The sequence below is a fragment of the Streptomyces sp. NBC_00457 genome (genome assembly GCF_036014015.1).
Classification (GTDB): domain Bacteria; phylum Actinomycetota; class Actinomycetes; order Streptomycetales; family Streptomycetaceae; genus Streptomyces.
In genome coordinates this window covers 5,372,121-5,396,387 of record NZ_CP107905.1, presented here as the reverse complement: position 1 = coordinate 5,396,387, position 24,267 = coordinate 5,372,121, and the positions used below count along the sequence as shown (strand labels likewise).

The window sequence follows — 24,267 nt, the reverse complement described above, 5'->3', positions numbered from 1 at the left end:
AGAGACCGTGCAGGCCGCACTGTATGGAGGAGATGGTGATCGTGCGGCCCAGGGACGAGCGGCACGGCGGTTCCGCCGGCGGTGAGGGTCCCCGGCAACGTGATCCCACCGCCCGTGTGATCGGCGAGGAAGTGCGGGGCGCCCGGCCCGCGGAGGTGCCGGGGCGGCTGTGCGCGGTCGCGGTCCGGCTGGTGGACGTGACCGGGGCGACCGTTTCGCTGCACGGGGGCGGGATGCCCGTACAACTGTGTGCGAGTGACGAGCTGGCGGAGCGGCTCACGGAGATCCAGGCGACGCTGGGCGAGGGGCCCTGCCTGTCCGCCGCGCAGGACGGGGCGGCGGTGTTCGCCGAGGAGCTGGCGAGCGAGGAGGGGGCGCGGCGCTGGCCGGTGTTCGCGATGGAGGCCACGGCGGTGGGGATACGGGCGGCGTACGCGGTGCCGCTGGGCGGTGAGGACGGCGGAGCCGGGCCGGAGGGGCAGGAGTGTCTGGGCACGCTGGACCTGTACCGCCGGGAGCCCGGCCCGCTCGGCGCGCGTGACCTGCGGACCGCGCGGCTCGTCGCCGGGGTCATGACGGTGGCGCTGATGGCCCTGCCACGCGAGGAGGAGGGTGTGCTCGACCCGGAGCGTTGGCTCAGCGGGCTCGCCACCGAGCACGACGAGATCTACCAGGCCACCGGGATGATCATGGCTCAGCTGGGGGTCGGGGCGGACGAGGCGATGGCGCGGTTGCGGGGGCGGGCGTTCGCGGAGGAGCGGACCGCGGTGGATGTGGCGCGGGATGTGGTGGCACAGCGGGCGAGGTTCGACTGGGACTGAGGCCGGGACTGGAGCCGGGACTGGAGCCGGGACTGGAGCTGGGACTGGAGCCGGGACTGAGGCCGGGGCTGAAGCTGGGACTGAGGCCGGGACTGAGGCTGGGACTGGAGCCGGGACTGGAGCTGGGACTGAGGCCGGGGCTGAAGCTGGGACTGAGGCCGGGACTGAGGCTGGGACTGGAGCCGGGACTGGAGCTGGGACTGAGGCCGGGGCTGAAGCTGGGACTGGAGCCGGGACTGAGGCCGGGGCTGAAGCTGGGACTGAGGCCGGGACTGAGGCTGGGACTGGAGCCGGGACTGGAGCCGGGACTGGAGCCGGGACTGAGGCCGGGGCTGAAGCTGGGACTGAGGCTGGGACTGAGGCTGGGACTGGAGCCGGGACTGGAGCTGGGACTGAGGCCGGGGCTGAAGCTGGGACTGGAGCCGGGGCTGAGGCCGGGACTGAGGCTGGGACTGGAGCCGGGGCTGAGGCCGGGACTGGAGCCGGGACTGGGGGGCTGCCGCCTTTTCGTTCTCACACCTCCGCGCGGCCCCGCTTGCGGACCTCGGCGAGGCGTGCGGCGCCCAGTTCCGCGACGCCCTGGGTGACCTCGGCCGATACCTCGCCGATGCCGCCGTTGGTGAGCGCGAGCGCGTCGGCGCCCACGCGGACGGCGGCGACGTCGAGGGTGAGCGTGAACTCGCCCTCCGCCGATTCGCCGGTGAGCGTGAGCCGGACCGCCTCGCGGGCGTCGCCGACGTCGGGCATTTCCAGTCCGCTGACCTGGCCTTCGCGTACGGCGCCCTGTGCGGTCGTCGCGGCGAACGTGGCGCACGTCCTCGGCAGCGACCTCAGCCAGGCGAGCGTGCTCTCCACCTCCGCCGGGCGCTGCGTGACGACCTGATAGCGCAACTGCGCCCCGTCCCAGGCGTCGTCAAGCGCGACGACGGCCCGCGTCCCCGTGGCCGTGCCGAAGAGTTCGTCCGTGTAGACGGTGTCCAGCAGCCGCTGACACTCCGCCGGCCGCGCTGCCGCCTTGAGCAGCCCGTCCCGCCAGGTGGCGGCCCCTTCCGTCGGCATCCAGGGGTCTCCGAGGTCGGTCTCGGTGATGAGTGCGGATTCTGTCTGGGCTCTGGTGAGGGAGGGGACGGCCGCGGGTGCCGACGACGGTGACGGAGACTGTGCGGAGGTGGGGGTGCTGGGCCGTTCGGCCACGGAGGGAGTTTCCGGCCAGTCGACCGAGCATGCGGTCGCCGCGGTCAGCAGGGCGGAGGCGAGGAGCAGGGGGTGGGCAGGAGTGCGGGGCATCTAGGGGGCTCCTGGGGGTGCCGGGGCGGGGGCGTGTCTCCTACGGCACCACCGGCGACGGGGGCTCACCAGCGCGCCGAGCCGTCCGGGTGAGTCGAGGGCACAGATAGATCCCCTGTCTATAAGCACCCTCGGCGCCCGTATCCGGGCGGCGCGGCTCGTGCCGTACCAGGCGGTGATCGGGGCGCGGGGCGCCGGACTCTGGGCCGCTGCGTAGGGTCGTGTCGACAGTGCTTTACGACAGTGACTCACCCGGACGTGGAACGAGGAGCGCCGACGTGACCGGTCAGCCCATACCCGTGATCATCGACTGCGACACCGGTGTCGACGACGCCCTGGCGTTGCTGTTCGCCGTACGCCACCCGGGGATCGACCTGCGGGCGATCACCTGTGTGGCCGGGAACACCGACGTCGACGGCGTCGTACGGAACACGCTCACCGTGCTGGAGCAGGCGGGCGCGCCCGAGATTCCCGTCGCGCGTGGTGCCGAGCGGCCGTTGATCGAGGCCGTGCGGACGGCACGGCATGTGCACGGGGAGGACGGGATGGCCGACCTCGGGCTGCCCGCGCCGAGCCGTACGGCGGTCGACGTGGATGCGGTGACGTTGCTGCGGCGGGAGATCCTTGCGTCGCCGCGGCGGGTGACGCTCGTTCCGACCGCGCCCCTCACGAATATCGCTCTGCTGTTGCGGACCCACCCGGAGGTGGTGCACAACATCGAGCGGATCGTGTTCATGGGCGGCGCGGTGGCGACGGGGAATGCCACGCCGGTCGCGGAGTTCAACGTGTGGCACGACCCGGAGGCGGCGGCGATCCTGCTCACCGCGGGGGTGCCGATCACCATGTACGGGCTGGATGTGTTCAAGCGCGTGCTGGTGCCGCCGGCGGATGTGCAGCGGTTGCGGGCGAGCGAGGAGGCGAGTCTTCGGATGGCCGGGGAGTTGCTGGCTCATCGTGATCCTGCCGCGTCCGGGGACCCGACCCCTACGGGGGGTCTTGGAGACGCGGGGGCGGTGTGTGCGGTGGTTGATCCGGCCGGTATCAGTACGGAGTTGCTGCCCGTCGAGGTGAACCTTGCGGCGGGGCCGGGGCGGGGGCAGACGGTTGTCGATCGGCGTCCGCGTCCCGGTGAGTCCGAGATTCATGAGGGTGTGCGTGAACAGCCGTTGGTGGAGGTGGCGTTGGACGTCGATGTCGAGAGGTACGTGAAGTTGTACCTCTCGACCGTCGAGCGTTAGTTCCTTCTATTTGTCTGCGGGTTCGTGGGGGCTGGTCGCGCAGTTCCCCGCGCCCCTAACGGGGCGCCCCGTCAGTTCGACGAGCGGCGGCGGCGTGTCAGTACCACCATTCCTGCGCCGCCTGCCAGCAGTACCGTCGCGCCGATCGCGATCGGCATGGTGGCGCTGCTGCCGCCCGTTTGGGCGAGGTCGTCGTCGCCGCCGTTCGGGGTGGGGGCGGGGGGTGTCGACGACTCCGAGGCGGGCGGGGTGGAGGGGGTCTCGGACGGCGGCTCGGTCGGCGGGGGCGTCGTCTCATCGGCCGGCGGGGTGGACTCGGCCGGAGGCGGCGTGGTCTCGGCCGGCGGGGTCTCGGCCGGGGGCTCGGAGGGGACCGTCGTGCAGTCCTTCGTGCCGCCGTTCCACGCGGCGATCAGCTTGTCCTTGATGACCGGGCGGTCCGGGCCCTTGGGCAGGTCACCGTGCTCGAAGCCGTCGCCGATGTCGGGGTCTTCGCCGTCGTACTTGACCTTGCCGCGGTACAGGTCGATCTGCGCGAAGCAGCCCGCGTCCGGTACCGCGATGTCGAGGGTGTCGGTCTGGCCGGGCTTGACGGTCACCGTGTCGAAGTCGACGAAGACCTGCTCGCCGGAGGTGGCGAAGGTGGGGCCGTGGGCGATGTAGGAGGCGAGGGAGGCGGTGCAGGTGGTGGCGTCGCCGGCGGTGCGGACGGAGATGTGCACCTTGCCGTCGTCGGTGGGCCGGAGGTTGACGTCGTCGACCTTGACCGAGTCGAAGAAGTTGGCGCCGTCGAGCGAGAACTGGCAGCGGTCGGTGCCGGTTTCCGTGCCCGCGCCGGTGCCGGGCTGGTAGGCGCCGCCGGACTTCCAGCCCTCGCCGCCGGGTGTGCCGGTGGCCCAGGCGCCGGAGGCGGAGGCGACGGTGGCGGCGCAGAGGGCGAGTGACGCGGCGCCCGTGGTCAGGAGGCGGCGCGCGGTGACACGTCTCGCTATGGACATGCGGATCCCCATCTTGGCGTGAGCAGAGAACCCGGGCACGGCGCCGTGGAGGGCAGCGCGATGCTGCCGGGCACGCCGAGCCGGGTGGAGTGGTCGTAGAGAACTGCGAATAGCGAAAAAACACCGGGCGCATCGGTCACATGCGCCACAGCGAGGACCATGCTCGTCGTGCCGTTGAAACCTGTCAACCTGCGGAGATGGAGAGGAAGTTCAGGCGCCATCACATTTTCGTCACACGGGGAATGCTTCAGTCCACGCCTGACGCAACCGCCCGGTGGTTCACTTTTCCGGCGATGTGGACAGGGTTTGTCTGTCGCACCACCGCACAGCGTGACCGCACCGCAGAGGAGACCGCGTGCCCGACCTCTCGTCCCGCGACCCCAACTGGTGGCGTCAGGCCGTCATCTACCAGGTCTATCCGCGCAGCTTCGCCGACGCAGACGGCGACGGGCTCGGGGACCTGAAGGGCATCATCCAGCGCCTGAACCACCTCGCCGCCCTGGGCGTCGACGCCCTGTGGCTGAGCCCCTTCTACCCCTCCGAACTCGCCGACGGCGGCTATGACGTCGCCGACTACCGCGACGTCGACCCACGCCTCGGCACCCTCGACGACTTCGACGCCATGGTCGAGGAGGCGCATCGCCTCGGCCTGAAGGTGATGGTCGACATTGTCCCGAACCACACCTCGCACCAGCACGTCTGGTTCCAGGAGGCCCTGCGCGCGGGGCCGGGATCAGCGGCCCGTGAACGGTATGTCTTCCGCGACGGCCGGGGCGAGAACGGCGAACTCCCGCCCACCGACTGGCAGTCCGTCTTCGGCGGCAGCGCGTGGCGGCGCCTTCCTGACGGGCAGTGGTATCTGCACCTGTTCGCCCCCGAGCAGCCCGACCTCAACTGGGACAACGAAGAGGTCCGCGCCGACTTCCGCACCACCCTGCGCTTCTGGTGCGACCGGGGCGTGGACGGTTTCCGCGTGGACGTCGCCCACGCTCTCGCCAAGGACCTCAGCGAGCCGTTGCGGGACCTCGGCGCCCCCGAACTCAGCGCCGAGGACGCCCTCACGGATTTCGCGCCGGGCACCCACCCCTTCTACGACCGCGACGAGGTCCACGAGATCTACCGCGACTGGCGCAAGATCCTCGACGCCTACATTCCGCCCCGTATGGCGGTCGCCGAGGCCTGGGTCCCGGGCGCCCGCCGCGCCCGGTACGCCCGCCCCGACGAACTCGGCCAGGCCTTCAACTTCGAGTATCTGCAGGCTGGTTGGGACGCCGGTGAGCTGAAACAGGTCATCAGCGACTCCCTCGCCACCGCCCGCGCCGCCGGCGCCTCCGCCACGTGGGTGCTGTCCAACCACGACGTCGTCCGCCACGCCTCCCGCCTGATGCTCCCGCCCGGCACCGACCCGGACGCCTGGCTCCTGTCCGACGGCACCGCCCCCGCCGTCGACGAGTCGGCGGGGCTGCGGCGCGCTCGGGCGGCCACGCTGCTGATGCTTGCGCTGCCCGGATCGTCGTACGTCTACCAGGGCGAGGAACTCGGTCTGCCCGAGGTCGCCGACCTGCCCGCCGAGGTGCTCCAGGACCCGATCTGGGAACAGACCGGCCACACCTCCAAAGGGCGCGACGGCTGCCGGGTGCCGCTGCCGTGGACGACGACCGGCCCTTCGTACGGCTTCGGGGCGGGGACCGCGTGGCTGCCGCAGCCGGCGACTTTCGCGTCGTACGCCGTCGAGGCCCAGGACGGTGTCGAGGGCTCGACGCTGGAGCTGTACCGCCGGGCGCTGCGGCTGCGGCGCAAGCTGCTCGAGGGGGAGGAGCTGACCTGGGCGGCCGACACCCCGCCCGGCGTGCTCGCCTTCGCCCGCGGCGCCGGCTGGCGGTGCGTCGCCAACCTGTCGGACACGGCGATCGCACTGCCGCCGGGAGAGGTGCGGCTGAGCAGCGCGCCCATTGACGACGGGCGGATCGGGCCGGATACGACGGTCTGGCTGGCGTAGCCCGGGGATGGGGGTGGCGGGGTTCACGGTTCCCCGCGCCCCTACGGGGCACTCCAGCACCGGGGGGTTCGGCAGTGCCGGGAAGGGGCGCGGGGAACTGCGCGACCAGCCCCCACAAACCCGCAGACAACCGCCAACCCATCACCGCACCACCGACGGAGTCACACGTGGCCGATGCCGCCGCTTCCGAAGCCGCCGCTGGAGCCGGGGAGCCAGCGTTTGCGGTGTTGGTCCTTTCCTCGCTTGGTGCTTGCGTGGTGGAGCTCGTACGGCATCAGCCGCTCCTGCTCCGAATGGGGGACCTCGTCCGGTTCCCGTACCTCCCGCATCTCGCGGACCGGGCCGGTGACGGGAAGGTGGGGCTGTTCCTCCGGGCTAGGCCGTGGGGGTTCCTGGTCCCTGACCCGCATGCCGAGCCGCACGGCCCAGATCAGTGCACCGGCGATGAACAGTCCTCCGGCGAAGGCGGCTATCACGTTCAGTACGTCACTCGCCGTGGCTGCTACCTCAAACGCTGCCGTACTCATACCCCCCATTATCGCCCCATTGGCCCGAATGGGAGCTAGTCGGCCGTGCGGCCCCGTCGGTACGCCATCCAGCCCGCGCCCAGCAGGCCGGCCGCGAGGGCGGCGACGGTCAGGACCGTGACGCCGGTGGAGGCGAGGCTGCCGCCGGAGGGGGAGGTGGCCGTGCCGCCGGTGGAGCCCGTTCCGCCGGTCGTGGTCGTGCCGCCGGATGCGGAGCCGGTGCCGCCCGTCGAGCCCGTGCCGCCCGTGTCGCCGTCGTCCGTGTCCACCGGGTCCTGGCCGACGAAGCTGACCGGGACCTTCACGTCCTGTGAGCGGTCGCCGGAGAGGGTGTGGTCGGCGCGGGTCGCGAGGACGCAGGTCGCCTTGAAGCAGTCGGTGTACTCGTCCTTCGCGTCGACCGTCAGCTCCACTTCGAAGGTGCCGCCGTCGTCGTACGGGATCGCCAGGTCCTCGCCGTAGTCCGGCGGGTTGGAGGAGATCCAGGCGGAGGAGTGCGAGGTGCCGGACATGTCGACGCCGCCGATGCAGGGGGTGGGGAGTTCGCCGGCGCCGTTGTCGACGCACAGGGCGACGTAGACGCCCTTGTCGGTGTCGTAGCCCGAGCCGGTGATCTTCAGGGTCTGGTCCTCGGTGGCGAGGTTGTTGACCGGGGTGACGGTGAGCTTCTGGCCCTCGGGGCCGGTGCCGGTCTTCGTGCCGGAGGGGTCCTGGTCCTCGCTGCCGTCGCCGCCGCCGTCATCGCCGTCCGACGGCTCCTTGACGGTGAGCGTCACCGGCGTCGTGCGGGTGGTGCCCGCCGCGTTGGTGAACTCCGCCCGGTACCGGTAGCCGTCCTGCGACGCCTTCGCGGTGAAGGTGTACGCGTTCCGCGTCGCGCCCTCGACCGCGGTCCAGGTCTGGCCGCCGTCGGGGCTGACCTGCCAGCGCACGGCCGGCTCGGGAGTGCCCTCGGCCGCCGCGACGAAGGTGACCTCGTCGCCGGGGTCCACGGTCTGGTCGGTCGGGGACTGGGTGACCTTCGGAGAGACGCGGACGTCAAACTTCAGGACCTTGCTCTCGGCCTGCGCGGTGACATAGACCGACGTGGCGCCCGGGGACACGGCCACTGCGGCGCCGGTGCCCGCCAGGCTGCCCGGGAGGGCGAGGGGTGCGGCGGCCTGCTTGAACGTGGTGCTGTCGTACGTCTCCAGGGAGCCGGTGCTGTCCGTGCCCTCCGCGGCGGTGTCCTCGCGCAGGACGAAGGCGCGGTGCGTGGTCTTGTCGAAGCCCGCCGCCTTCGCCCGGTCCTTGCCGGCCAGCGTGGTCAGGAGCTTCGCGTCCTTGTCGTAGACGAGAACGTCGTCCCCGACGCCGACCCAGACGTTGCCCGTGTCGGGATCCGGCTCGATGAACGTGAGGAAGCCTTCGGGGAGTTGGGCGGTCGCGGTCACGGTGAAGGAGCCGGTGTCGATGCGGCTGAGCTTGCCGTTGTCGTAGCCGGACCAGGCGGTGGCGTGTGCGGTGTCGACGCCGAGCTTGCTGCCGCCGTCGAGGGTGAGCGTGCGCTTTACGACCCCGGTGGCGTACTCGACCTCGGAGACGGTGGCGCCCTGCTGGACCAGGACCGTCGATGCCGTGGTGCCCGGGCCGGTGGCCGTGACCGAGGCGCCGGTCAGCCAGACGCCCCGGGCGACCGTGTCGCCGTCCTTGGCGGCGCCGAGACCGCGCAGCGGGTAGTGGAAGACGGCGCCGTCACCGGCGAGCGGGACGGTGATCTCCTTGACCACGCGGGGGGCCAGGGCGCCGGTGGAGCCGGGGGCCTGCGCGACATGGCTGAGCAGCTTGCCGTCGGCGGCGTCCAGCGCGTACAGGCCCTGCTCGGCGACGTCGGCGGTGTCCGGGATGTTCTCCGAACCGACGTACAGCTTCCCGGAGTCGGGGTGCAGGAGAAGGTCCACCGGGCGTCCGGCGGTGGTGAACTCGGCGGCCTTCACATAGCTGACGGTGCCGGCCGGTACGTCCACACCGTCGCCGCCGCCTCCGCCGGGGTCCTGGCCCTCGAAGGCGACCGGGATACGGACGTCCTGGGACCGGTCGCCGCTGCCCCGGTGGTCGACGCGGGTGATGACCGAGCAGGTGACCTGGGTGCAGTCGAGCCCGCCGTCCTTGGCCTTCACGGCGATCTCGACGTCGAAGGTGCCGCCCGCGCCCCATGTCACGGCGAGATCGCCGGCGTACTCGTCGCCCTCGGGCACGATCCACTTCGACGACTCGCCGCCGCCGGTCATGTCGGCGCCGCCGAGGCACGGGGTGGGGATGCGGTTGTCGCCGTTGTCCTTGCACAGGGCGACGTAGATGGCCTTGGTCGCGTCGTAGCCCTCGCCGGTGACGCGGAGGGTCTCGCCGTCGGGGTCGAGGTTCGCCGAGGCGGAGACGGTGAGCTTCTGGCCGTTCTTGCCGAGGCCCGTCTTCGGGGTGTCGGCGGCTTGCGCGGTGGAGCCGACGCCGACCATGACCGAGGCGGCCACGAGCGCGACGGCGCCGAGCAGCGCCGCCGGGCGTCTGCGGCGCGGGCGTGGCATGTCAACTGCCGTGGAAAACATGGGCTTCCTCATCGGTGGGTCGGCTCGGCGCGGCGGAGGGGGGCGGGGTGGTGCGGGCCGGTGTGACGGGAGGCCGGCCCGCACCACGTACGGGGTTACTGGAAGGCGATCGGGACGTGCACGTCGTACTTGCGGTCGTTCGTGTCGAAGTGGTCGGCGCGGGTGACCACCGCGCAGGTCACGTCCTCGCCGCAGACGCTGCCGTCGTCGAGGGTGGCCTTGACGAAGATGCTCACGCTGAAGGTGCCGCCGGTGCCGAACTTGGAGCTGTTGGCGAACATGCCGCCGAAGGTGTTGTTCACCCAGTGCGAGGCGCCGGTCGAGCCGGACTCGTCCTGGCCGCCGAGGCACGGGGTCGGCTTGTTGACGCCCGCCGCGCCGTCGACCACGCACAGGCCGACGTAGATGCCCTGGCCGGTGTTGTAGCCGGAGCCGGAGACGGTGATGACCTGGCCCGCGGCGGCGGCCGTGTTCGGCGCGGTCAGGGACAGGTTGTACGTGGTCGAGCCGTCGACGACCGTGCGGGTCGAGGTGGCGGCGGACGCGGAGGTGGCCAGACCGAGGGTGAGGGCACCGGCGGCGGCTGCGGCGAGTACGACACGTGCGGAGTTACGTCTCATGGGGTACCGAGCACCTTTCTGGGTGAGTCGAGCGAGCGCTCAACTTAGGTTAGGCAAACCTAAGTATTGCTTCGGCTTTACGCAACACCGAACTGTGCGGATGCGCTCGTCCGTTGGCCCGTCGGCATGTACAACTCCACGGTGTGGGCGCCCGATTCGGCGGTGTCGTACACCGGGAAGGACCGCTCGACCCGGCCTTCGTCGTCGGCCACCGCCTGATAGCGGGTGTCCCCGTCGATCGCGACGAGCACCACCGCGCCGGGCTCGAACCCCGTTCCCGTGACGGTCTGTTCGCCGCCCGCGGTCAGGGTCGGGTGGGTGACGGATGCGGTCGGTGAACTCGCCGTCTGCGCCTGGGGTTTCGGTAGTTCCGGCGTCGACGCCGGGGTGCTCGGCGCCGGTTCAGGAGTCTCGGCGGGCGTCTCGCTCCCCGTCCCCACCGTCACATCCAGCACGCCCAGCCCGTCCCCCGCCGCGAACTGCGCGCCGCTCCACGCGGACAGCAGCGCCGCTCCCTCGTCGGTCAGGGTCGCGCGCAGGCCGGTCCAGGTCACCCCGCCCGCCCGTACGGCGATGGCGGCGTCGTCCGTCGCCACCTCGGCCAGCGCGAGGTCACGGGCCCGTCCGTCGACGGCCGTACGGGTGTGCAGGGCGCCGTCGTTGCCGTCTAGGGCCAGTCGCAGGGAACCCAGGACCAGCGGCTGCGGCTGTGGCTGTCCGGCGGAGCCGTCGAGGCGGAGTGTGCCGCCCAGGTCGATGTCCGCGGCGCCGGTCGCGGGGTCGGTGCGGCCGCCCGTGGCGGGGAAGGATGTGCGGTTCGCCGAGCCCTGTACGGCGGGTCGGGCGGCCGTGAGGGTCACGCCGTTCAGCTCTGCCGAGCCTGTGGACCAGGTCGCGTAACCGCCGGACACGCCACGGGGGGACGTGTCGTCGGCGTTCGCGGGGACCGCGGGGGTGAGTAGCGCGAGTAGGGCGCCGCTGGTGAGGACCGCGGCGCCGGGTCTCTTCAGCATCTTCAGTTCTCCTTGCGGTATGCGTTCCGCTGCTGTGTCGGTCGGCTGCGGCGCCGTCGTGGCTGGTCGCGCAGTTCCCCGCGCCCCTATCGGGGCGCTGCTGAACCGGAGTTAGCTAGTCCGCCGGCGTCGTCGCGCCACGTACCACGTCGCCGTGCCCGCCATGACCAGCCCGGCCGCGGTGATTCCGAGCGGCAGGGCGAGTGAGCCGGTGCTGGCGAGTGGGCCGTCGGCGGTCTCGGCGCCGCCGGTGCTGCTCCCGCCCGTCGTATTCGCGCCGGCCGTCGCGCTCGGTGTCGTCCCGGAAGCCCCCTCCGCTTCCGGCACGCCACCGCTCCCCCCGAAGGTCACCGGTATCCGCACGGTCTGTGACTGGTCCCCGCCCCGCGTGTGGTCGTTGCGGGTGATGACGGCGCAGGTCACGCCGGACTTGGTGCAGTCGGTGTTGGCGTCCTTGGCGCGGACCTTGAGCTGCACGCTGAAGGAGCCGTTGTGGCCGCTGCCCTTGTAGGGCTTGGCCAGGCCCTCGCCGTACGAGGGCGGGTTGGAGGAGATCCACACGGACGCCCCGGACTCGCCGGACATGTCGACGCCGCCGACGCAGGGCGTGGGTGTCTTTCCGGCTCCGTTGTCCACGCAGAAGGCGACGTAGATGCCCTTCTCCGTGTTGTAGCCGGTGCCGGAGACCGTGACCGTCTCGCCCGCCGCGGCGAGGCCGGCGGCCTTGGAGACGGTGAGTTTCTGGTCCTCGGGTCCGGTCGCCGAGTTGCCCGCCGCGGATGCCGGTACGGCGGCCGTGAGCACCAGGGCGACCGAGGCGGCGACCCCGGCGAATCCGACAACTCGTCTGTCATGCAAGCCACTTGTGGACATCAAGTCACACCCCCACCTCGGGTAATTAAGGTAAACCTAACCTAAGCTAATGCTCAACCGTGTGGGGGATACGAGACGTGAGAGGACCGGCGATGCAGCAGTCCGGAAGAAACCCGCGAGCGTGGGCCCTTGCCCCGCTCGCCCTGGCCGTCGCCCTGCTCACCGGCGCCTGCGCGGGGAACTCCGCCGATGTGGGCGGCGCTTCGGACGCGTCTCCGGTCTCCGCGAGCGAGCGGGCCGCCACGGCCGGGAAGCAGCTCGCGAAGAACACGCTCGTTCCGCTTGAAGGCGAGGTGCCCACGCCGGAGTTGCCGGTGACCGTCGAATCCTCCGACGGCCGCAAGGTGACCGTGAAAGACGCGTCGCGGATTCTGCCGCTCAACGGCGGTGTGGCGGAGATCGTGTTCACGCTGGGGCTGGGCGACAAGGTGGTCGGCCGTGACATCACCGCCACCTTCGAGGAAGCCAAGAAGCTGCCGCAGGTCACCAAGGCGCACGATGTGAGTGCGGAGAGCGTGCTGTCGCTCAGGCCGACGGTCGTCCTCGCCGACACCGACACCGGTCCGTCCGAGGCGATCGACCAGATCCGGGACGCGGGGGTCCCGGTGGTCGTCCTCGACCCGGCGACGAAACTGGCCGACGTCACGACCCGTACGACCCGCATCGCCGAGGCGCTCGGCGTCCCCGACGCGGGCAAGGCGCTCAACGACCGTATGAGCGACGAACTCGCCGCCGCCCGCGCCGCCGTCCCCGAGGGCAGCAGGCCCAAGGTCGCCTTCCTCTACATGCGCGGCACCGCGGCCGTCTATCTGATGGGCGGCAAGGGCTCCGGCGCCGACTCGCTGATCGAGGCGGCGGGCGCGGTCGACGCGGGCGTGGAGGCCGGTCTCGACAAGCCGTTCACGCCGCTCACCAGTGAGGCCCTGGTCTCCGCCCGGCCCGATGTGATCCTGATGATGGACAAGGGGCTGGAGTCGGTGGGCGGCGTCAAGGGACTGGAGGAGATCCCGGGGATCGCTCAGACCCCGGCGGGGGCGGCCCGGCGGATCGTGTCCTTGGAGGACGGCGTGCTGCTGAGCTTCGGGCCGCGCACCCCCCTCGTCATCGACATCCTGGTTGACCGGATTCAACGGGGATGAATCCGATCTCACACTGAGGGTGAACCGCTGGTGAAGGTTACGGATTGAACAACCCCTGGTGGCTTTGGGGCGATCGGGTGACGATGGAGGCATGACTCTGGCCCAGCGTGCCCTGGAGCGACTGGAATCCTGGCCCGACCTCACGGCGGTCCAGGCCAGTTGCGGTACCGGGCGCGCACTGCGCTCCCGGCGCTGCGAAATCGTGCACTTCCACTCCGACCACGAAGTGGACCTGCATCTCACCAGCGGTGCCATCAGGCGTTTCGCCGAGGACCTGGAGCGGTCCACGGCGATCCGTGTGGTGCCCGGTTCCCGGTGGGTGACGATTCACCTCGACTGCGAGACCGACGTCGACCTGCTGGCCAGCCTGGTGAGCGTCGCCCTCCAGGCGCACGAGAAGCCGCCCCAGCCCGGCACGCTCCCGCCCGCCGGCTGCAACTTCCACCGCGTCACGGTCCTGCCCAGACAGCACGAACGGGGCTGACGCCTCACGTCATCCGCCACGTCATCCCGTCGTAAGCGCCCGGTGCGAGGCTACGGCGATGGACGACACGACGGACACCACCGCACTCGCCCGCACCCTGCTCGACATCCCCGCGCACCGCACGGCCGCCATCGAGGTCCTCAGCGCGACCGACGGCACCGCCGAACTCACCTGCCCCACCCCGGAGTCCCTCACCAATGTGATCGGCTCCCTCCACTCCAGCGGCCTCATCGCCCTCGCCGACGCGGCGGGCCTGGCCGCGATCATCGCCGAGAGCACGGGCCCCGACGACATGACGGGCGTCGTCCCGCTGGGCACCCGCGCGAGCATGGAGTTCCTGGCCCCGGCGCGCGGGCGCCTGGTCGCCACCTGCCGTCTGACGCGGGAAGCGCGGGATGCCGTACGACCGCTGCTGGCGCGCGAGACCGACCGGGCGCGGCTCTCCACCCGCACGGAGATCACGGACGCGACGGGGGCCGTGGTGTGCCGGGGGACGTTCGACTGGAGTGTGCGGCGCGGGAAATGAGCGGTGTGCCGGTCAGCCGAGGCAGATCACCAGCAGGCACAGCTGCGACGACGAGGGCGAGGTCGGCGCGGGGGTGGAAGGTGTCTGCGACGGTGTCGAGGGCGCGACGGGGGCGGCGGTCGACGCGGAGGCGGACGGGGTGGGCGTCGGCGTCGGCGTGGTCGCCGGGGTGTCCGGGGTGCTCGGCAGCAGGGGCAGGCTCTGGCGCTGCTGCTGCGGGGTCGGCGGGGTGACGACCTTGTGCGACTGCGTGGTCCGCGGTGTGGTGGGGGACTGCTTGCCGGACTGCTGACCGGGGACCTTGGGGGACGCCGGGTCGGAGGCCGGTGCGGTGGGGGTCGGTGAGGCCGGGCTGGTGTCCTGCTCCGGCGTCTCCTCCTCCACCCCGGTCGTCTCCTGGCCCGTACCGCCCATGATCGTGTCGTCCGGGGTCGTGGCCGCCTGTGCCCGGTCGTTGTTGCCGCGCTCCATCGTGGCGAAGCTCAGGCCGCCGCCGACCAGGGCGACGGCGGTCGCGATCATGGCCCGGCGCTGGTGCTTCTTCAGCCGGGCGAGCTGCCGGCGCCGCGCGGCCCGGCCGCTGTGGGGTGCGGGGGCCGCTACGGGGGCGTGGCTGGGGGCCTGGACATCCGTGTCGTCGTCCATGACGGGCTGCCCGGTGCCGGCCCCGTCCATGGCGGGCCCGGTCTCCGGCTCGTCCGGGCGGCGGTACCAGCCGGCCATCGTCATCGGGGCTATGTCCGGGGCGTAGGCGCCGCACCCGGGACAGACCAGGGCGCCGTTGAGGTGCCGGCGACACGTGGTGCAGTAGTCCATCTCTGGTCTTCCTGGGTTGACGGCATCGATTGGCCAGCAACCTAACGAGGCTTTCGAAAGCCTGTGTGCAGCACCTGTGGTGCTCTTGCGCAGATTCCCTGACCTGTGACCGCATGCACCCCGCGTGTGACACGGGGTGCATGCGCTGTCCGTTGTGGGCGGTTACGAGAACAGGAGTCGCCAGGTCAGCGGGCCCGGGTAGCCGTCCGCGTCGCCGCGCAGTTCCTTGCGGGACTTCTGGAAGTCGCGGACGTTGAGACGGTCGGCCTCGCCCCAGGCCTGGCTGGGGCCGACCCGGTAGTGGTCGCCGAAGCCGCGCTTGACGAGCTGCTTGCCCAGCTGCAGGACGTACTTGTTGGAGGCGCCCTCACGGAAGTACTTGCGGCCGGGGTAAGCGGGCACCTTCGGCTTCGCGGGCTTGGACGGCTCGGTCTCCGACGGGGTGTCGTCGTCGAGGTCCAGGTCCGACTTGGCGTGCTTGAGGATGCGGGCGAAGTCGATCGCGCCGGGGTCGCCGTGGTCGTTCTCGGGAACGTGCATGTGCCCGCACACGCCCTTGAACTCGTTCCACTTCGCGCCGGACATCCGCTGGCCGCCGCCGTTGCCGTACGACTTCGGGTAGGCGGGCCACGCCTTCGGGCCGGTCAGTGGGACGCCGTGCTCCTCGTGCATCCAGGCGAGGAAGCGCGCGACGCCGAGCAGCGCCCACTCGGGGGCGTCGGGCCAGAAGATGTGCGACTGGCCGGCGTCCTGCCACTTCTTGTGCGCCTTGGGGTCGCAGGTGCCGACCAGCTCGACCTGGCACACGTTGAGGGTGTTCGTCTCGACGCCGCCGCGCAGGTTCTGCAGGGCTCTGGACGAGGTCTCCACGTCGAAGTGCTGGTACCACCTCAGCTTCTTGGCGGAGAGGTCGGGCACGGCCGTGAGGTTCGGGGCGGAGCCGCCACCGCCGTATCCGGGCAGGTTGCGGGTCTCGGTGGTGTGCAGGACGACGACGTTGACCTCCATCGCGTCGCCGCCGAAGTCGTCCTGGTACCAGTTCGCGCGGCTCGCCCCGGGGTACCGCTGCGGTCCTGTCTTGGTGCTCACTCCGGCCTCCTCCTGGTCACGATGACCAACTGCCCTGAAATCTAAGGGCATTGGTTGTGAGGGCGGAGGAGGCTCAAGCGTCTGTAGCAGGAGTGTTGCGTCAGTCCGTGCCGAGGGCCGTGCGCAGGGTGCTGATCGCCTGACGGATCGCGCCTTCCGCGGCGTTCGTCCCGCGCAGCGCGTTGAGCATCACGAAGTCGTGGATGATGCCTTGGTAGCGGACCGCGGTGACGGGGACGCCCGCCTCACGGAGCTTGTTGGCGTACGCCTCGCCCTCGTCGCGCAGCACGTCCGCCTCGCCGGTGATGACCAGGGCCGGGGGCAGGCCGGTGAGCTGCTCGGTGGAGGCGCGCAGCGGGGACGCGGTGATCTGGGCGCGCTCCGCCTCGTCGGTCGTGTACTGGTCCCAGAACCACTGCATGCCGTCCCGGCGCAGGAAGTAGCCGGTGGCGAACTGGTGGTAGGAGGGCGTGTCGAAGCTCGCGTCCGTCACCGGGTAGAACAGCACCTGCGCCACGAGCGGGACGTCGCCGCGCTGCTTCGCCATCAGGGTCAGCGCGGCGCTCATGTTGCCGCCGACCGAGTCACCGACGACGGCGATCCGGGCCGCGTCCAGGTTCTTGGCGGCGCCTTCGCGGACGATCCACTGGGCGACCGCGTAGTTCTGCTCGATGGCGACCGGGTAGCGGGCCTCGGGGGAGAGGTCGTACTCCGGGAAGACCACGGCGGCGTTCGCGCCCACCGCGAGCTCGCGGACCAGCCGGTCGTGGGTGTGGGCGTTGCCGAAGACCCAGCCGGCGCCGTGGATGTAGATGATCACCGGGAGGGTGCCCTGGGCGCCGGCCGGCTTGACGATGCGTGCCTGGACGCTGCCGGTGGGGCCGCCGGAGACGGTGATCCACTCCTCGTCGACCTCGGGCTTCTCGATCTCACCCGACTGCACCTCGTCGACGGCCTTGCGGCCCTCGGCGGGGTCGAGGTCGAAGAGGTACGGCGGGTTCGCGGTGGCCTCGGTGAAGGCCTGGGCGGCGGGTTCCAGGACGGGGCGGGGGACGGTGCTGCCGGTCATGGCGATCTCCTCGGATCGGGTGCCGTCGTGGATGGCGGCACACCATGAAGGTACTGCGCGATTAAGTCGCGCGCAACTCATTTGGGCCCTATTGAATCGGGTAGACCTGAACGTGTACGGTGAAAGAACAGTTTTGAGACATGGAGGAGGGCGACGTGAGCGCTGCGGCACCGGACGCGCGAGAGGGCTCGCTGCTCCTCGACGACCAGCTCTGTTTCGCACTGTATGCGGCATCTCGGGCGGTCACCACCCGCTATCGCCCGCTTCTGGACGCGCTGGGCCTGACCTATCCGCAGTACCTGGTCATGCTGGTGCTGTGGGAGCAGGACTCCATCTCCGTACGGGACTTGGGAGCCGCCCTCCAGCTGGAGTCCAGCACCCTCTCCCCGCTTCTGAAGCGCCTGGAGGCGAGCGGGCTGCTCCATCGCGAACGCCGCCCCGAGGACGAGCGCTCCGTCGCCATCCGCCTCACCGAAGCGGGCGCCGAACTCCGCGAACGGGCCGCCGCCGTGCCCCTCGCCATCGGCGACGCGATGGGGCTGACCCCGGAACAGGACGCGCAGGCCAAGCAGTTGCTGCGGCTGCTGACGGCGAACGTGACGGAGCGCTGACGGGATTCGTGCCGTACGCGCCCGCTCAGCGTTCCGCGGGCACGGCGACCGGTGTCGGCAGCGTGAGGGTGAATTCCGTGCGGCCGGGTTCGCTGTGTACGTCGATCCGGCCGCCATGGGCCTCGGTGATCGCGGCGGCGATGGCCAGGCCGAGGCCGGAGCCGCCCTGCGCGCCATGGGTCCGTGAGCGGGAGGCGTCGGCGCGGGTGAAGCGTTCGAAGACGGTCGGGAGGATGGCGGGCGGGATGCCGGGGCCGTCGTCGTGCACGCGGATGACGCTGTGGGTGTCCGTGGCCTCCAGGACGACGGTGACCGTCGTGCCCACAGGTGTGTGCACACGCGCGTTGGCCAACAGGTTGGCCAACACCTGTTGCAGCCGGGCCGGGTCGCCGACGACCGTGGCCTCGGACGGCTCGACCCGCAGCGCCAGCCGCCAGTCATGGCCGCCGCCCGTGGCCCGCGCGTCCCACACGGCCGCGCCGACCAGCGGCGCCAGGTTCACCTCCATGACCCCCAGCGGCCGTCCCTCGTCGAGCCGGGCGAGCAGCAGCAGATCCTCCACCAGCTCCGTCATCCGCGCCGACTGCGCGGACACCCGGCGCCAGGCGAGCGCGTGCTCGATCTCCCGCGCTTGTCCGCCGGCCATGTTCATCAGCTCGGCATAGCCCGCGATCGACGCGAGCGGCGTACGGAGTTCATGGCTGGCGTCCGCCAGGAAGCGCCGCATGCGTTCCTCGGTGCGCCGGCGTTCCGCGAGCGAGGACTCCACGTGCTCGATCATGCGGTTGAGGGCGGCGCCGACCTGGCCCGGCTCGGTGCCGGGGTCGGTGTCGGCGGCCGGGACCCGGGTCAGCGCGGACACCTCGCCGCGCTCCAGCGGTGCCCGGGAGACCTCGGCCGCGGTGGCGGCGACCTGGCCGAGGGGCCGCAGCCGGCGTCGTACGACCACCGCCGAGACACCACCCGCGGCCAGGAGGCTGACGACGGCGATGACCGCCTCGACCGCCACGAGACGGTTGATCATCTCGTCCACGGGGTGGGTGGGGAGCCCGGCGAGCACCGGGGTCCCGTCGCCGCCGATCGCGGTCACGCGGTAGGTGCCGAGGCCGGGGAGGGTGCGGGTGTGCAGGGAGCCGTCCGCGGTGATGCCGGCGAGGGCGGCGATCTGCGCGGCGGTGAGGGCCCGCGGGCGGCCGCTCTCGGTCACCACCTCGGCGGCGACGATCGTCCCGTCGGTGAAGCGGGCGGTCACCATCCCGGCGGCCTGTCCGCGTTCGGCGGCGTGGACGACGCGCTGGTCCAGGTCGCCCAGGAGGTACGCGCGTTGGACGAACACCGTGGCCAGGGGCATCACCGTGCAGACCACGGCCAGGGTGACGGAGATGAAAAGGACCAGCCGGGTCCGCAGGGTTCGGCTGCGTCTCATGGCAGATGGGTGAGCGCGGTAGGGACAGCCGACATGTACCGACCTTCCCGCACGGTTCTGTGCCGCGGCTGTGCCGGAGCTGAGTGAATGCCGTGCTCCACAACCGGGCCGCCCCAACAGGCAACCCGCACACCGCATTTACCTGTCTCACAGGTTGTTCACAGTCCTGTCGGGCCCGGGGGTACGAAGGCCGGCGGGGCGTGGACTGTCCAGTCCGATGCCATTGACCGTGGCACTCGCAGACGAGGAATCGATGACCAGTCAGCAACACCGCAAGCGTGTGAAACGCTCGGCACTCGCCGTCTCCGCGGCGCTCGCCGTCGTGGCCGGAGTCGCCGCGACCGCTCCCGGCGCCGGGGCGGCGCCGTCGAGCACACCCGGCAAGCCGAAGCTCAAGCTGATCGCCGCCTCGAACTCCGTGACACTCGAACGCTATGAGTGGGACGGGCAGGCAGGCGTCTTCCTGGATCTGGGGACGTACGTCACCGTCGACAACGCGCCGCTGGAGTTCAAGGTCAAGCGCAAGTCGTACAAGGACCCCGTCGTCGCCCAGCAGATCCTGCGCGACGGCACGAAGACCACGACCAAGACCCTCCCCGCCGGCCTGGTGAAGGACTTCTCCGGGCTGCCCGGCTTCCTGGAGGTGTCCGTCAAGAACACGGCCGGCCAGGAGGTGGCCAAGACCAAGGGCACCTACTGCCCGAACAACGCCTCCGGCCGTATCCGTCCCGACGGCGCGGCGACCAACCACTATCCGGAGAGCTGCCCGACCAACCCGTTCACGCTGGGCTCGGTGTGGGGCGTGGAGAAGGGCTGGGCGTCCAACTCCAGCACCTTCGACTACGACAAGCCGCTGGACCTGCCGGCCGGTCAGTACACGGCGAAGGTGCGGGTGGCGAAGAAGTACCGGGACCTGTTCGGCATCCCCGACAGCCGGCCGACGATCAAGGTGACGGTACGTCAGCAGCAGGGCGACGGGGGCGGCGCGGGACTGACCGCCCACTCCGGCCACTCCGGTCACGCCGGGCAGCAGGCCGCCGGCCAGGCGGGCCACCACGGCCCCGACGCTCCCACCCCGGGCGCCCTCTCGCACGCCCTCGAGGACCGCGGTCTCGCCCACCACTTGGGCGACGGACGCGGCCACACCGACGGCTCCCGTATCGCGCCCGCACTGAAGCCGGCCACCAAGCGGCCCACCGGCCGGGCGAGCGTCCCCGACGTGCCCAAGCCCGACCTGCGTTCCCTGCCCGCCTTCAACATCGCCATCAGCGACGGCGAGGACGGCGACGCACCCGGCAAGGACTACCTCGCCTTCAGCGCCAACGTCTGGAACGCGGGCCCCGCCCCGCTCGTCGTGGACGGCTTCCGCAGCCCCGGCAAGGAGCTGATGGACGCCTACCAGTACTTCTACGACGCCAACGGCAAGCAGGTCGGCTACACCCCCACCGGCACCATGGAGTGGGACCCGCGCGAGGGCCACGAGCACTGGCACTTCACCGACTTCGCCAGCTACCGCCTGCTCAGCGCGGACCAGACGAAGGAGGTCCGCAGCGGCAAGGAGGCGTTCTGCCTGGCCAACACGGACGCCGTCGACTACACGGTGAAGAACGCCAACTGGAAGCCGTACAACACCGATCTGTCGACCGCCTGCGGCCAGGAGAACTCCATCTCCGTCCGGGAGGTCCTCGACGTCGGATCCGGTGACACGTACACCCAGGACATTCCCGGTCAGTCCTTCGACATCACCGACGTGCCGAACGGCACGTACTACATCCAGGTCATCGCCAACCCGGCGAAGCGCCTCAAGGAGACCCACACCACCAACAACGTGGCCGTGCGCAAGGTCGTCCTGGGCGGTACCCCGGGCGCCCGCACGGTGAAGGTGCCGCCGCACCACCTGATCAACGCCGGCTAGTCAAAACGTTGGTCGCCGCACCGGTTCGTGTCAGCGAGCCGGTGCGGTGCCGTTCTGCGTGCGGAGACTGTTCTCATTCGCGTGCGGAGACTGTTCTCAGAGGTCGTTGACGTCGACCAGCCCGTCCTGGATGGCGCGGGCGACCAGGCTCGCCTTGGTCCGCGCGGGGCGGCCGACGTTGGCGTACTTGATCCGCACGCGGTCCAGGTACGAGTTGACCGTCCGGACGGAGAGGCCGAGACGCTGTGCGACCAGCTCCTTCGACTCCGACTGGAACCACTCGATGAGTACGTTCTCCTCGCGCAGGGAGAGCTGGGGGCGGTCGGCGCGGGTGTTCGTGCCCAGCGCGCCGGCCAGCGCGGGCGGCATGTAGGGCCGGTCGTCGGCCGCCGCCAGCGTCGCCTCGACCAGGTGGTCCCGGCCCTCGCTCTTGGTCAGAAAGGTCGCGGCTCCCAGGTCCAGGCAGCTGAGCGCCGTCTGCTCGTCGTCCCGCATCGAGTAGATGACCACCTGTCGCCCGGCGTCGACGAGTCGTCGCAGGCTGCCGAAGGCGGGGCCGCCCTCGCCCAGTTGCAGATCCAGGACGACGACATCGGCCGTGCTGCCCGGCTCGGTCCAGGCTTCCGCCACGGAGCCGCCGGCCGCGACCACGGTGATGGGCCGCCGCGACGCGGCGTACCACGCCTCCACGCCCGAGAGGATCGCGGGATGGTCGTCGACGACGACCACGCTGACCGGTGCGCTGTCACTCATGTCGGCTCAACTCCCCAGGCCGCCGGTCCGGTCTTTTCCAGTCGGCCTCCACCCACACACTCCTGCCGCGCGTCGTTCTGGCCACGCTCACCTTCGCGTCCGTGGCCTCCGGCGTGCCAGGGCCGTCGGTGCAGTCCTCGCCGATCACGCTCACGCGTACCGCGCGGGGTGTCCACACGACGGTGACCCGCGCGGTCGAGCGGGTACGGCCCAGGATCACCGCCACCGGGTCGACCAGCTCCCTGCGTACCTCCACAGGCACCTCACCCGGCCGGCCTCGTACGGCCAGGCTCACCGTCACCCCTTGGTGCTCGGCCACCTCGACGCACGCCCGCACCTCGTTCAGCAACGGGTCGAGGACGGCGTCGCCTTCCGCGAACAGGCGGCGCATACGGGCCGCCTCCACGCCGCACCGCAGCCTGACGTCCTCGTCGTGCGGGCTCAGCACGCCGTGGCCGAGGCCCACGAGCAGCGGCACTGTCGTCGCCATCAGGGTGCGGTAGCGCTCTTTGTGATCACGCTGCATGTCCTCGTGGATGCGTTCCCGGGTGCGCAGTTCTTCCTCCTGTGCGGCGGCGGTGCCCGCTGCCGGCGCCGTGCCGTGGAGCAGGTGCGTCAGCAGTACACCGACGGAGAGCTGGAAGCCGCAGACGGAGATCCCCATGGCGGCCGACTCCACGGCGGCCGGTGCCCCCGACAGGAACACAGCGGTCGCGTTGAGCCCGACATGCGCCCCGAGGAACGCCGCGAACACCCCGACCCGCAGGTCTGCCAGCAGGAACAGCGCGTGCCAGCCGACCAGTCCGAACACCCAGTCCTCGGGCCCTGCCAACCGCTCCGGCGGGAGCGTGAACGCGCCTGTCGCGGAAACCGTCAGCACCGCGCCCAGGCTCCACCAGCGCACCCGCGACGGGATCTGCCTGCCGCGCAGCAGATAGGCGGCCCCGTTCACCGCGACGGCGGCGAGGCAGACGAAGGCCGCTGTCTGTGCCCACGCGGGGCGGTACACGTCCTGGTAGGCCATGAGCTGGCGCAGCGAGACGGTGAACTGCGACACCAGGCTGATGAGCAGCGCGGCCAGTTGGGCCCCGTACAGCAGTTGCCCGCGGATGAGGCGGACGACAGCCGTGTGCTGTGCCTGGGCGCGGGGCGGACGCTGTATGCCCGTCATCTGCGCTCCGTCACCTGCCTGTGGCGCCTGCGCCCTGCCCTGCCAGCGCCACTGAACGAGGGTCCCGGTGTCCGGATGTGAGGTGACGGAAGCGGAGCCCGATACCGCGTGCATCCTGCCGATGATGGAACCGGAGATGCCCCGGCGCCGCGCGGGGACGGACTCCGGGTCGAAGCCCCGTCCCGCGTCGGACAGTTCGACGACGACGGTGCCGTCCTCCTCGGTCCATGCCCTGAGCTCCGCCTCCCGCACCCCGGCATGGCGTGCCACATTGGTGACGGCCTCCCGGACCCCGTTGAACATCGCGAGCCCTGGGCCGGACGGAATGACGAGCGGGCCGTCGATGTGCGTCTTGAGCTGCACCCTGGCCTGTCCCTCACCTTCGGGCACGCAGTCGAGAAGTGCCGCGAGGTCGACGTTCCCCGTCTCGAATCCGGGCACGGCGGACAGGGCCTCCAGATCCTGTCTGGCACGTGGAGGCAGCCACGACCAGTCCCGGCCGTCGCCCTGGGAGACCATCAGCAGCGTCGCGCTCGCCGTGTCGTGCAGGGTCGCCAGGTACTCGCGCTCGGCTGCTCTCCGTGCGGCGGCGACCTCGGCCTCCCGGCGCGACGCCGCCCTGGCCGCTGCCGCCCGGTCCGCCGCCCTGGCCCGCGCCCGGACCATCAGGTAGGCGCCCCTCGACAGGCCCACCTCGACAACCATGCGCACCAGGGGTATCAACTCCGGGCTGTGCGTGGGCGAGGAGAGGACGTCGCCCAGTGCGCAGACGGCGATACCCAACACGGCCAGAGCGGCCCCGGCCGCCGGTCGCGTCCCCCACTCGTGCTGAGAGGTGATGACGCTGATGTCGACGATCGCCTCCACCATCACATCCGCGCCGTCGCCGCCGAGCACCGGCTGAGACAGTCCCGTCAGCACCAGTACGGCCGCGTCCAACGTCCACAGCAGGGCGGCCGGGAGCGGGCGGCGCAGCGCGTAGAGCCGTACACCGCAGGCGAGGAGAGCGGGCACCAGCAGAGACATCGCCGGGACGATCTCCGCCCTGTCCGCCGAGACGACGCCCAGCGCACCGCACAGGCAGACCACGGTGGACCGCAGCCACACTCCGTACCGCTCGAGGGTCCCGATCACCAGGCGCTCGCCGGCCCTGGACCCGTCCATGGGATCAGCGGCTCCAGCCCTGTTCCCCGCGTGTCCCCCGAGCCGCATGGAGCAAGGGTAATTGACCTTGTGGGGCGAACGACCGTCACACTCGGCGACCGGGGCGGGCTACTGTCCCGGTCGTACGGGGGGCGTACGGGGGC

At 71.2% G+C, this 24,267-nt stretch carries 21 protein-coding genes; 8 read left to right on the top strand and 13 right to left on the bottom strand.

The window, feature by feature from the left end; genetic code table 11:
• Positions 1 to 32 precede the first annotated feature (32 nt).
• Complete coding sequence (locus OG828_RS24495) at positions 33 to 821, top strand: GAF and ANTAR domain-containing protein (protein WP_328504935.1); 789 nt, start codon at positions 33 to 35, stop codon at positions 819 to 821.
• A gap of 513 nt (positions 822 to 1,334) precedes the next feature.
• On the opposite strand, the gene OG828_RS24490 is transcribed toward OG828_RS24495, so the two are convergent.
• Entirely contained in the window at positions 1,335 to 2,108 is a 774-nt protein-coding gene (locus tag OG828_RS24490; RefSeq protein WP_328502342.1) for a hypothetical protein, read from the bottom strand.
• 278 nt (positions 2,109 to 2,386) lie between these two features.
• Here OG828_RS24490 and OG828_RS24485 point away from each other — a divergent pair, with 278 nt between their 5' ends.
• Entirely contained in the window at positions 2,387 to 3,346 is a 960-nt protein-coding gene (locus OG828_RS24485; protein ID WP_328439593.1) for a nucleoside hydrolase, read from the top strand.
• Positions 3,347 to 3,417: 71 nt separating this feature from the next.
• Here the strand turns inward: OG828_RS24485 and OG828_RS24480 are convergent, their stop codons facing one another.
• Entirely contained in the window at positions 3,418 to 4,344 is a 927-nt protein-coding gene (locus OG828_RS24480) for an LPXTG cell wall anchor domain-containing protein (RefSeq protein WP_328502341.1), read from the bottom strand.
• A 355-nt stretch (positions 4,345 to 4,699) separates the two neighbouring features.
• On the opposite strand from OG828_RS24480, the gene OG828_RS24475 reads away from it, so the two are divergent.
• Complete coding sequence (locus tag OG828_RS24475; RefSeq protein ID WP_328502340.1) at positions 4,700 to 6,343, top strand: glycoside hydrolase family 13 protein; 1,644 nt, start codon at positions 4,700 to 4,702, stop codon at positions 6,341 to 6,343.
• A 161-nt stretch (positions 6,344 to 6,504) separates the two neighbouring features.
• On the opposite strand, the gene OG828_RS24470 is transcribed toward OG828_RS24475, so the two are convergent.
• From OG828_RS24470 to OG828_RS24450, 5 genes are all read right to left on the bottom strand, one after another.
• Positions 6,505 to 6,870: a DUF6479 family protein gene (locus OG828_RS24470; RefSeq protein ID WP_210573154.1), complete on the bottom strand. Its 366-nt coding sequence runs from the start codon at positions 6,868 to 6,870 to the stop codon at positions 6,505 to 6,507.
• Between the two features lie 35 nt (positions 6,871 to 6,905).
• Positions 6,906 to 9,434: an immunoglobulin domain-containing protein gene (locus OG828_RS24465; RefSeq protein WP_328502339.1), complete on the bottom strand. Its 2,529-nt coding sequence runs from the start codon at positions 9,432 to 9,434 to the stop codon at positions 6,906 to 6,908.
• Positions 9,435 to 9,550: 116 nt separating this feature from the next.
• Complete coding sequence (locus OG828_RS24460; RefSeq protein ID WP_328360684.1) at positions 9,551 to 10,075, bottom strand: hypothetical protein; 525 nt, start codon at positions 10,073 to 10,075, stop codon at positions 9,551 to 9,553.
• A 77-nt stretch (positions 10,076 to 10,152) separates the two neighbouring features.
• Positions 10,153 to 11,088, bottom strand: a complete 936-nt coding sequence (locus tag OG828_RS24455; RefSeq protein ID WP_328502338.1) for an HtaA domain-containing protein — start codon at positions 11,086 to 11,088, stop codon at positions 10,153 to 10,155.
• A 111-nt stretch (positions 11,089 to 11,199) separates the two neighbouring features.
• Positions 11,200 to 11,946, bottom strand: coding sequence for a hypothetical protein (locus tag OG828_RS24450; RefSeq protein ID WP_328502337.1), 747 nt, complete (start codon positions 11,944 to 11,946; stop codon positions 11,200 to 11,202).
• Positions 11,947 to 12,053: 107 nt separating this feature from the next.
• Between OG828_RS24450 and OG828_RS24445 the strand changes: the two genes are divergently transcribed.
• From OG828_RS24445 to OG828_RS24435, 3 genes are all read left to right on the top strand, one after another.
• On the top strand, positions 12,054 to 13,100 hold the full coding sequence (locus OG828_RS24445; RefSeq protein WP_328502336.1) for a heme/hemin ABC transporter substrate-binding protein: 1,047 nt from the start codon (positions 12,054 to 12,056) through the stop codon (positions 13,098 to 13,100).
• 91 nt (positions 13,101 to 13,191) lie between these two features.
• Positions 13,192 to 13,584 carry a luciferase domain-containing protein gene (locus OG828_RS24440; protein ID WP_328360672.1) on the top strand — a complete coding sequence of 131 codons (393 nt, stop codon included), beginning with the start codon at positions 13,192 to 13,194 and terminating at the stop codon, positions 13,582 to 13,584.
• Between the two features lie 58 nt (positions 13,585 to 13,642).
• Positions 13,643 to 14,110: a DUF4442 domain-containing protein gene (locus tag OG828_RS24435; RefSeq protein WP_328502335.1), complete on the top strand. Its 468-nt coding sequence runs from the start codon at positions 13,643 to 13,645 to the stop codon at positions 14,108 to 14,110.
• A gap of 12 nt (positions 14,111 to 14,122) precedes the next feature.
• Here the strand turns inward: OG828_RS24435 and OG828_RS24430 are convergent, their stop codons facing one another.
• The 3 genes from OG828_RS24430 to OG828_RS24420 all read right to left on the bottom strand — a co-directional run bounded on the left by OG828_RS24430 (position 14,123) and on the right by OG828_RS24420 (position 17,084).
• Positions 14,123 to 14,926 (bottom strand): SCO2400 family protein, encoded by an 804-nt coding sequence (locus OG828_RS24430; RefSeq protein WP_328502334.1) that lies wholly within the window; start codon positions 14,924 to 14,926, stop codon positions 14,123 to 14,125.
• A 162-nt stretch (positions 14,927 to 15,088) separates the two neighbouring features.
• On the bottom strand, positions 15,089 to 16,015 hold the full coding sequence (locus tag OG828_RS24425) for a peptidoglycan-binding protein (protein ID WP_328439585.1): 927 nt from the start codon (positions 16,013 to 16,015) through the stop codon (positions 15,089 to 15,091).
• 100 nt (positions 16,016 to 16,115) lie between these two features.
• Positions 16,116 to 17,084, bottom strand: coding sequence for an alpha/beta hydrolase (locus OG828_RS24420; RefSeq protein WP_328502333.1), 969 nt, complete (start codon positions 17,082 to 17,084; stop codon positions 16,116 to 16,118).
• Between the two features lie 155 nt (positions 17,085 to 17,239).
• Between OG828_RS24420 and OG828_RS24415 the strand changes: the two genes are divergently transcribed.
• A complete protein-coding gene (locus OG828_RS24415; RefSeq protein WP_307840868.1) occupies positions 17,240 to 17,695 on the top strand; it encodes a MarR family winged helix-turn-helix transcriptional regulator in 456 nt (151 codons plus the stop codon).
• Between the two features lie 25 nt (positions 17,696 to 17,720).
• Here OG828_RS24415 and OG828_RS24410 read toward each other — a convergent pair whose 3' ends face one another.
• Positions 17,721 to 19,121 carry a sensor histidine kinase gene (locus OG828_RS24410; protein WP_328502332.1) on the bottom strand — a complete coding sequence of 467 codons (1,401 nt, stop codon included), beginning with the start codon at positions 19,119 to 19,121 and terminating at the stop codon, positions 17,721 to 17,723.
• Between the two features lie 253 nt (positions 19,122 to 19,374).
• Here OG828_RS24410 and OG828_RS24405 point away from each other — a divergent pair, with 253 nt between their 5' ends.
• Positions 19,375 to 21,036 carry a lysyl oxidase family protein gene (locus OG828_RS24405; protein ID WP_328439582.1) on the top strand — a complete coding sequence of 554 codons (1,662 nt, stop codon included), beginning with the start codon at positions 19,375 to 19,377 and terminating at the stop codon, positions 21,034 to 21,036.
• A gap of 96 nt (positions 21,037 to 21,132) precedes the next feature.
• Here the strand turns inward: OG828_RS24405 and OG828_RS24400 are convergent, their stop codons facing one another.
• Entirely contained in the window at positions 21,133 to 21,789 is a 657-nt protein-coding gene (locus OG828_RS24400; protein WP_328439581.1) for a response regulator transcription factor, read from the bottom strand.
• Positions 21,782 to 24,124 (bottom strand): sensor histidine kinase, encoded by a 2,343-nt coding sequence (locus OG828_RS24395; RefSeq protein ID WP_328502331.1) that lies wholly within the window; start codon positions 24,122 to 24,124, stop codon positions 21,782 to 21,784. The genes OG828_RS24400 and OG828_RS24395 overlap by 8 nt, the downstream gene beginning before the upstream one ends.
• Between the last annotated feature and the right edge of the window lie 143 nt (positions 24,125 to 24,267).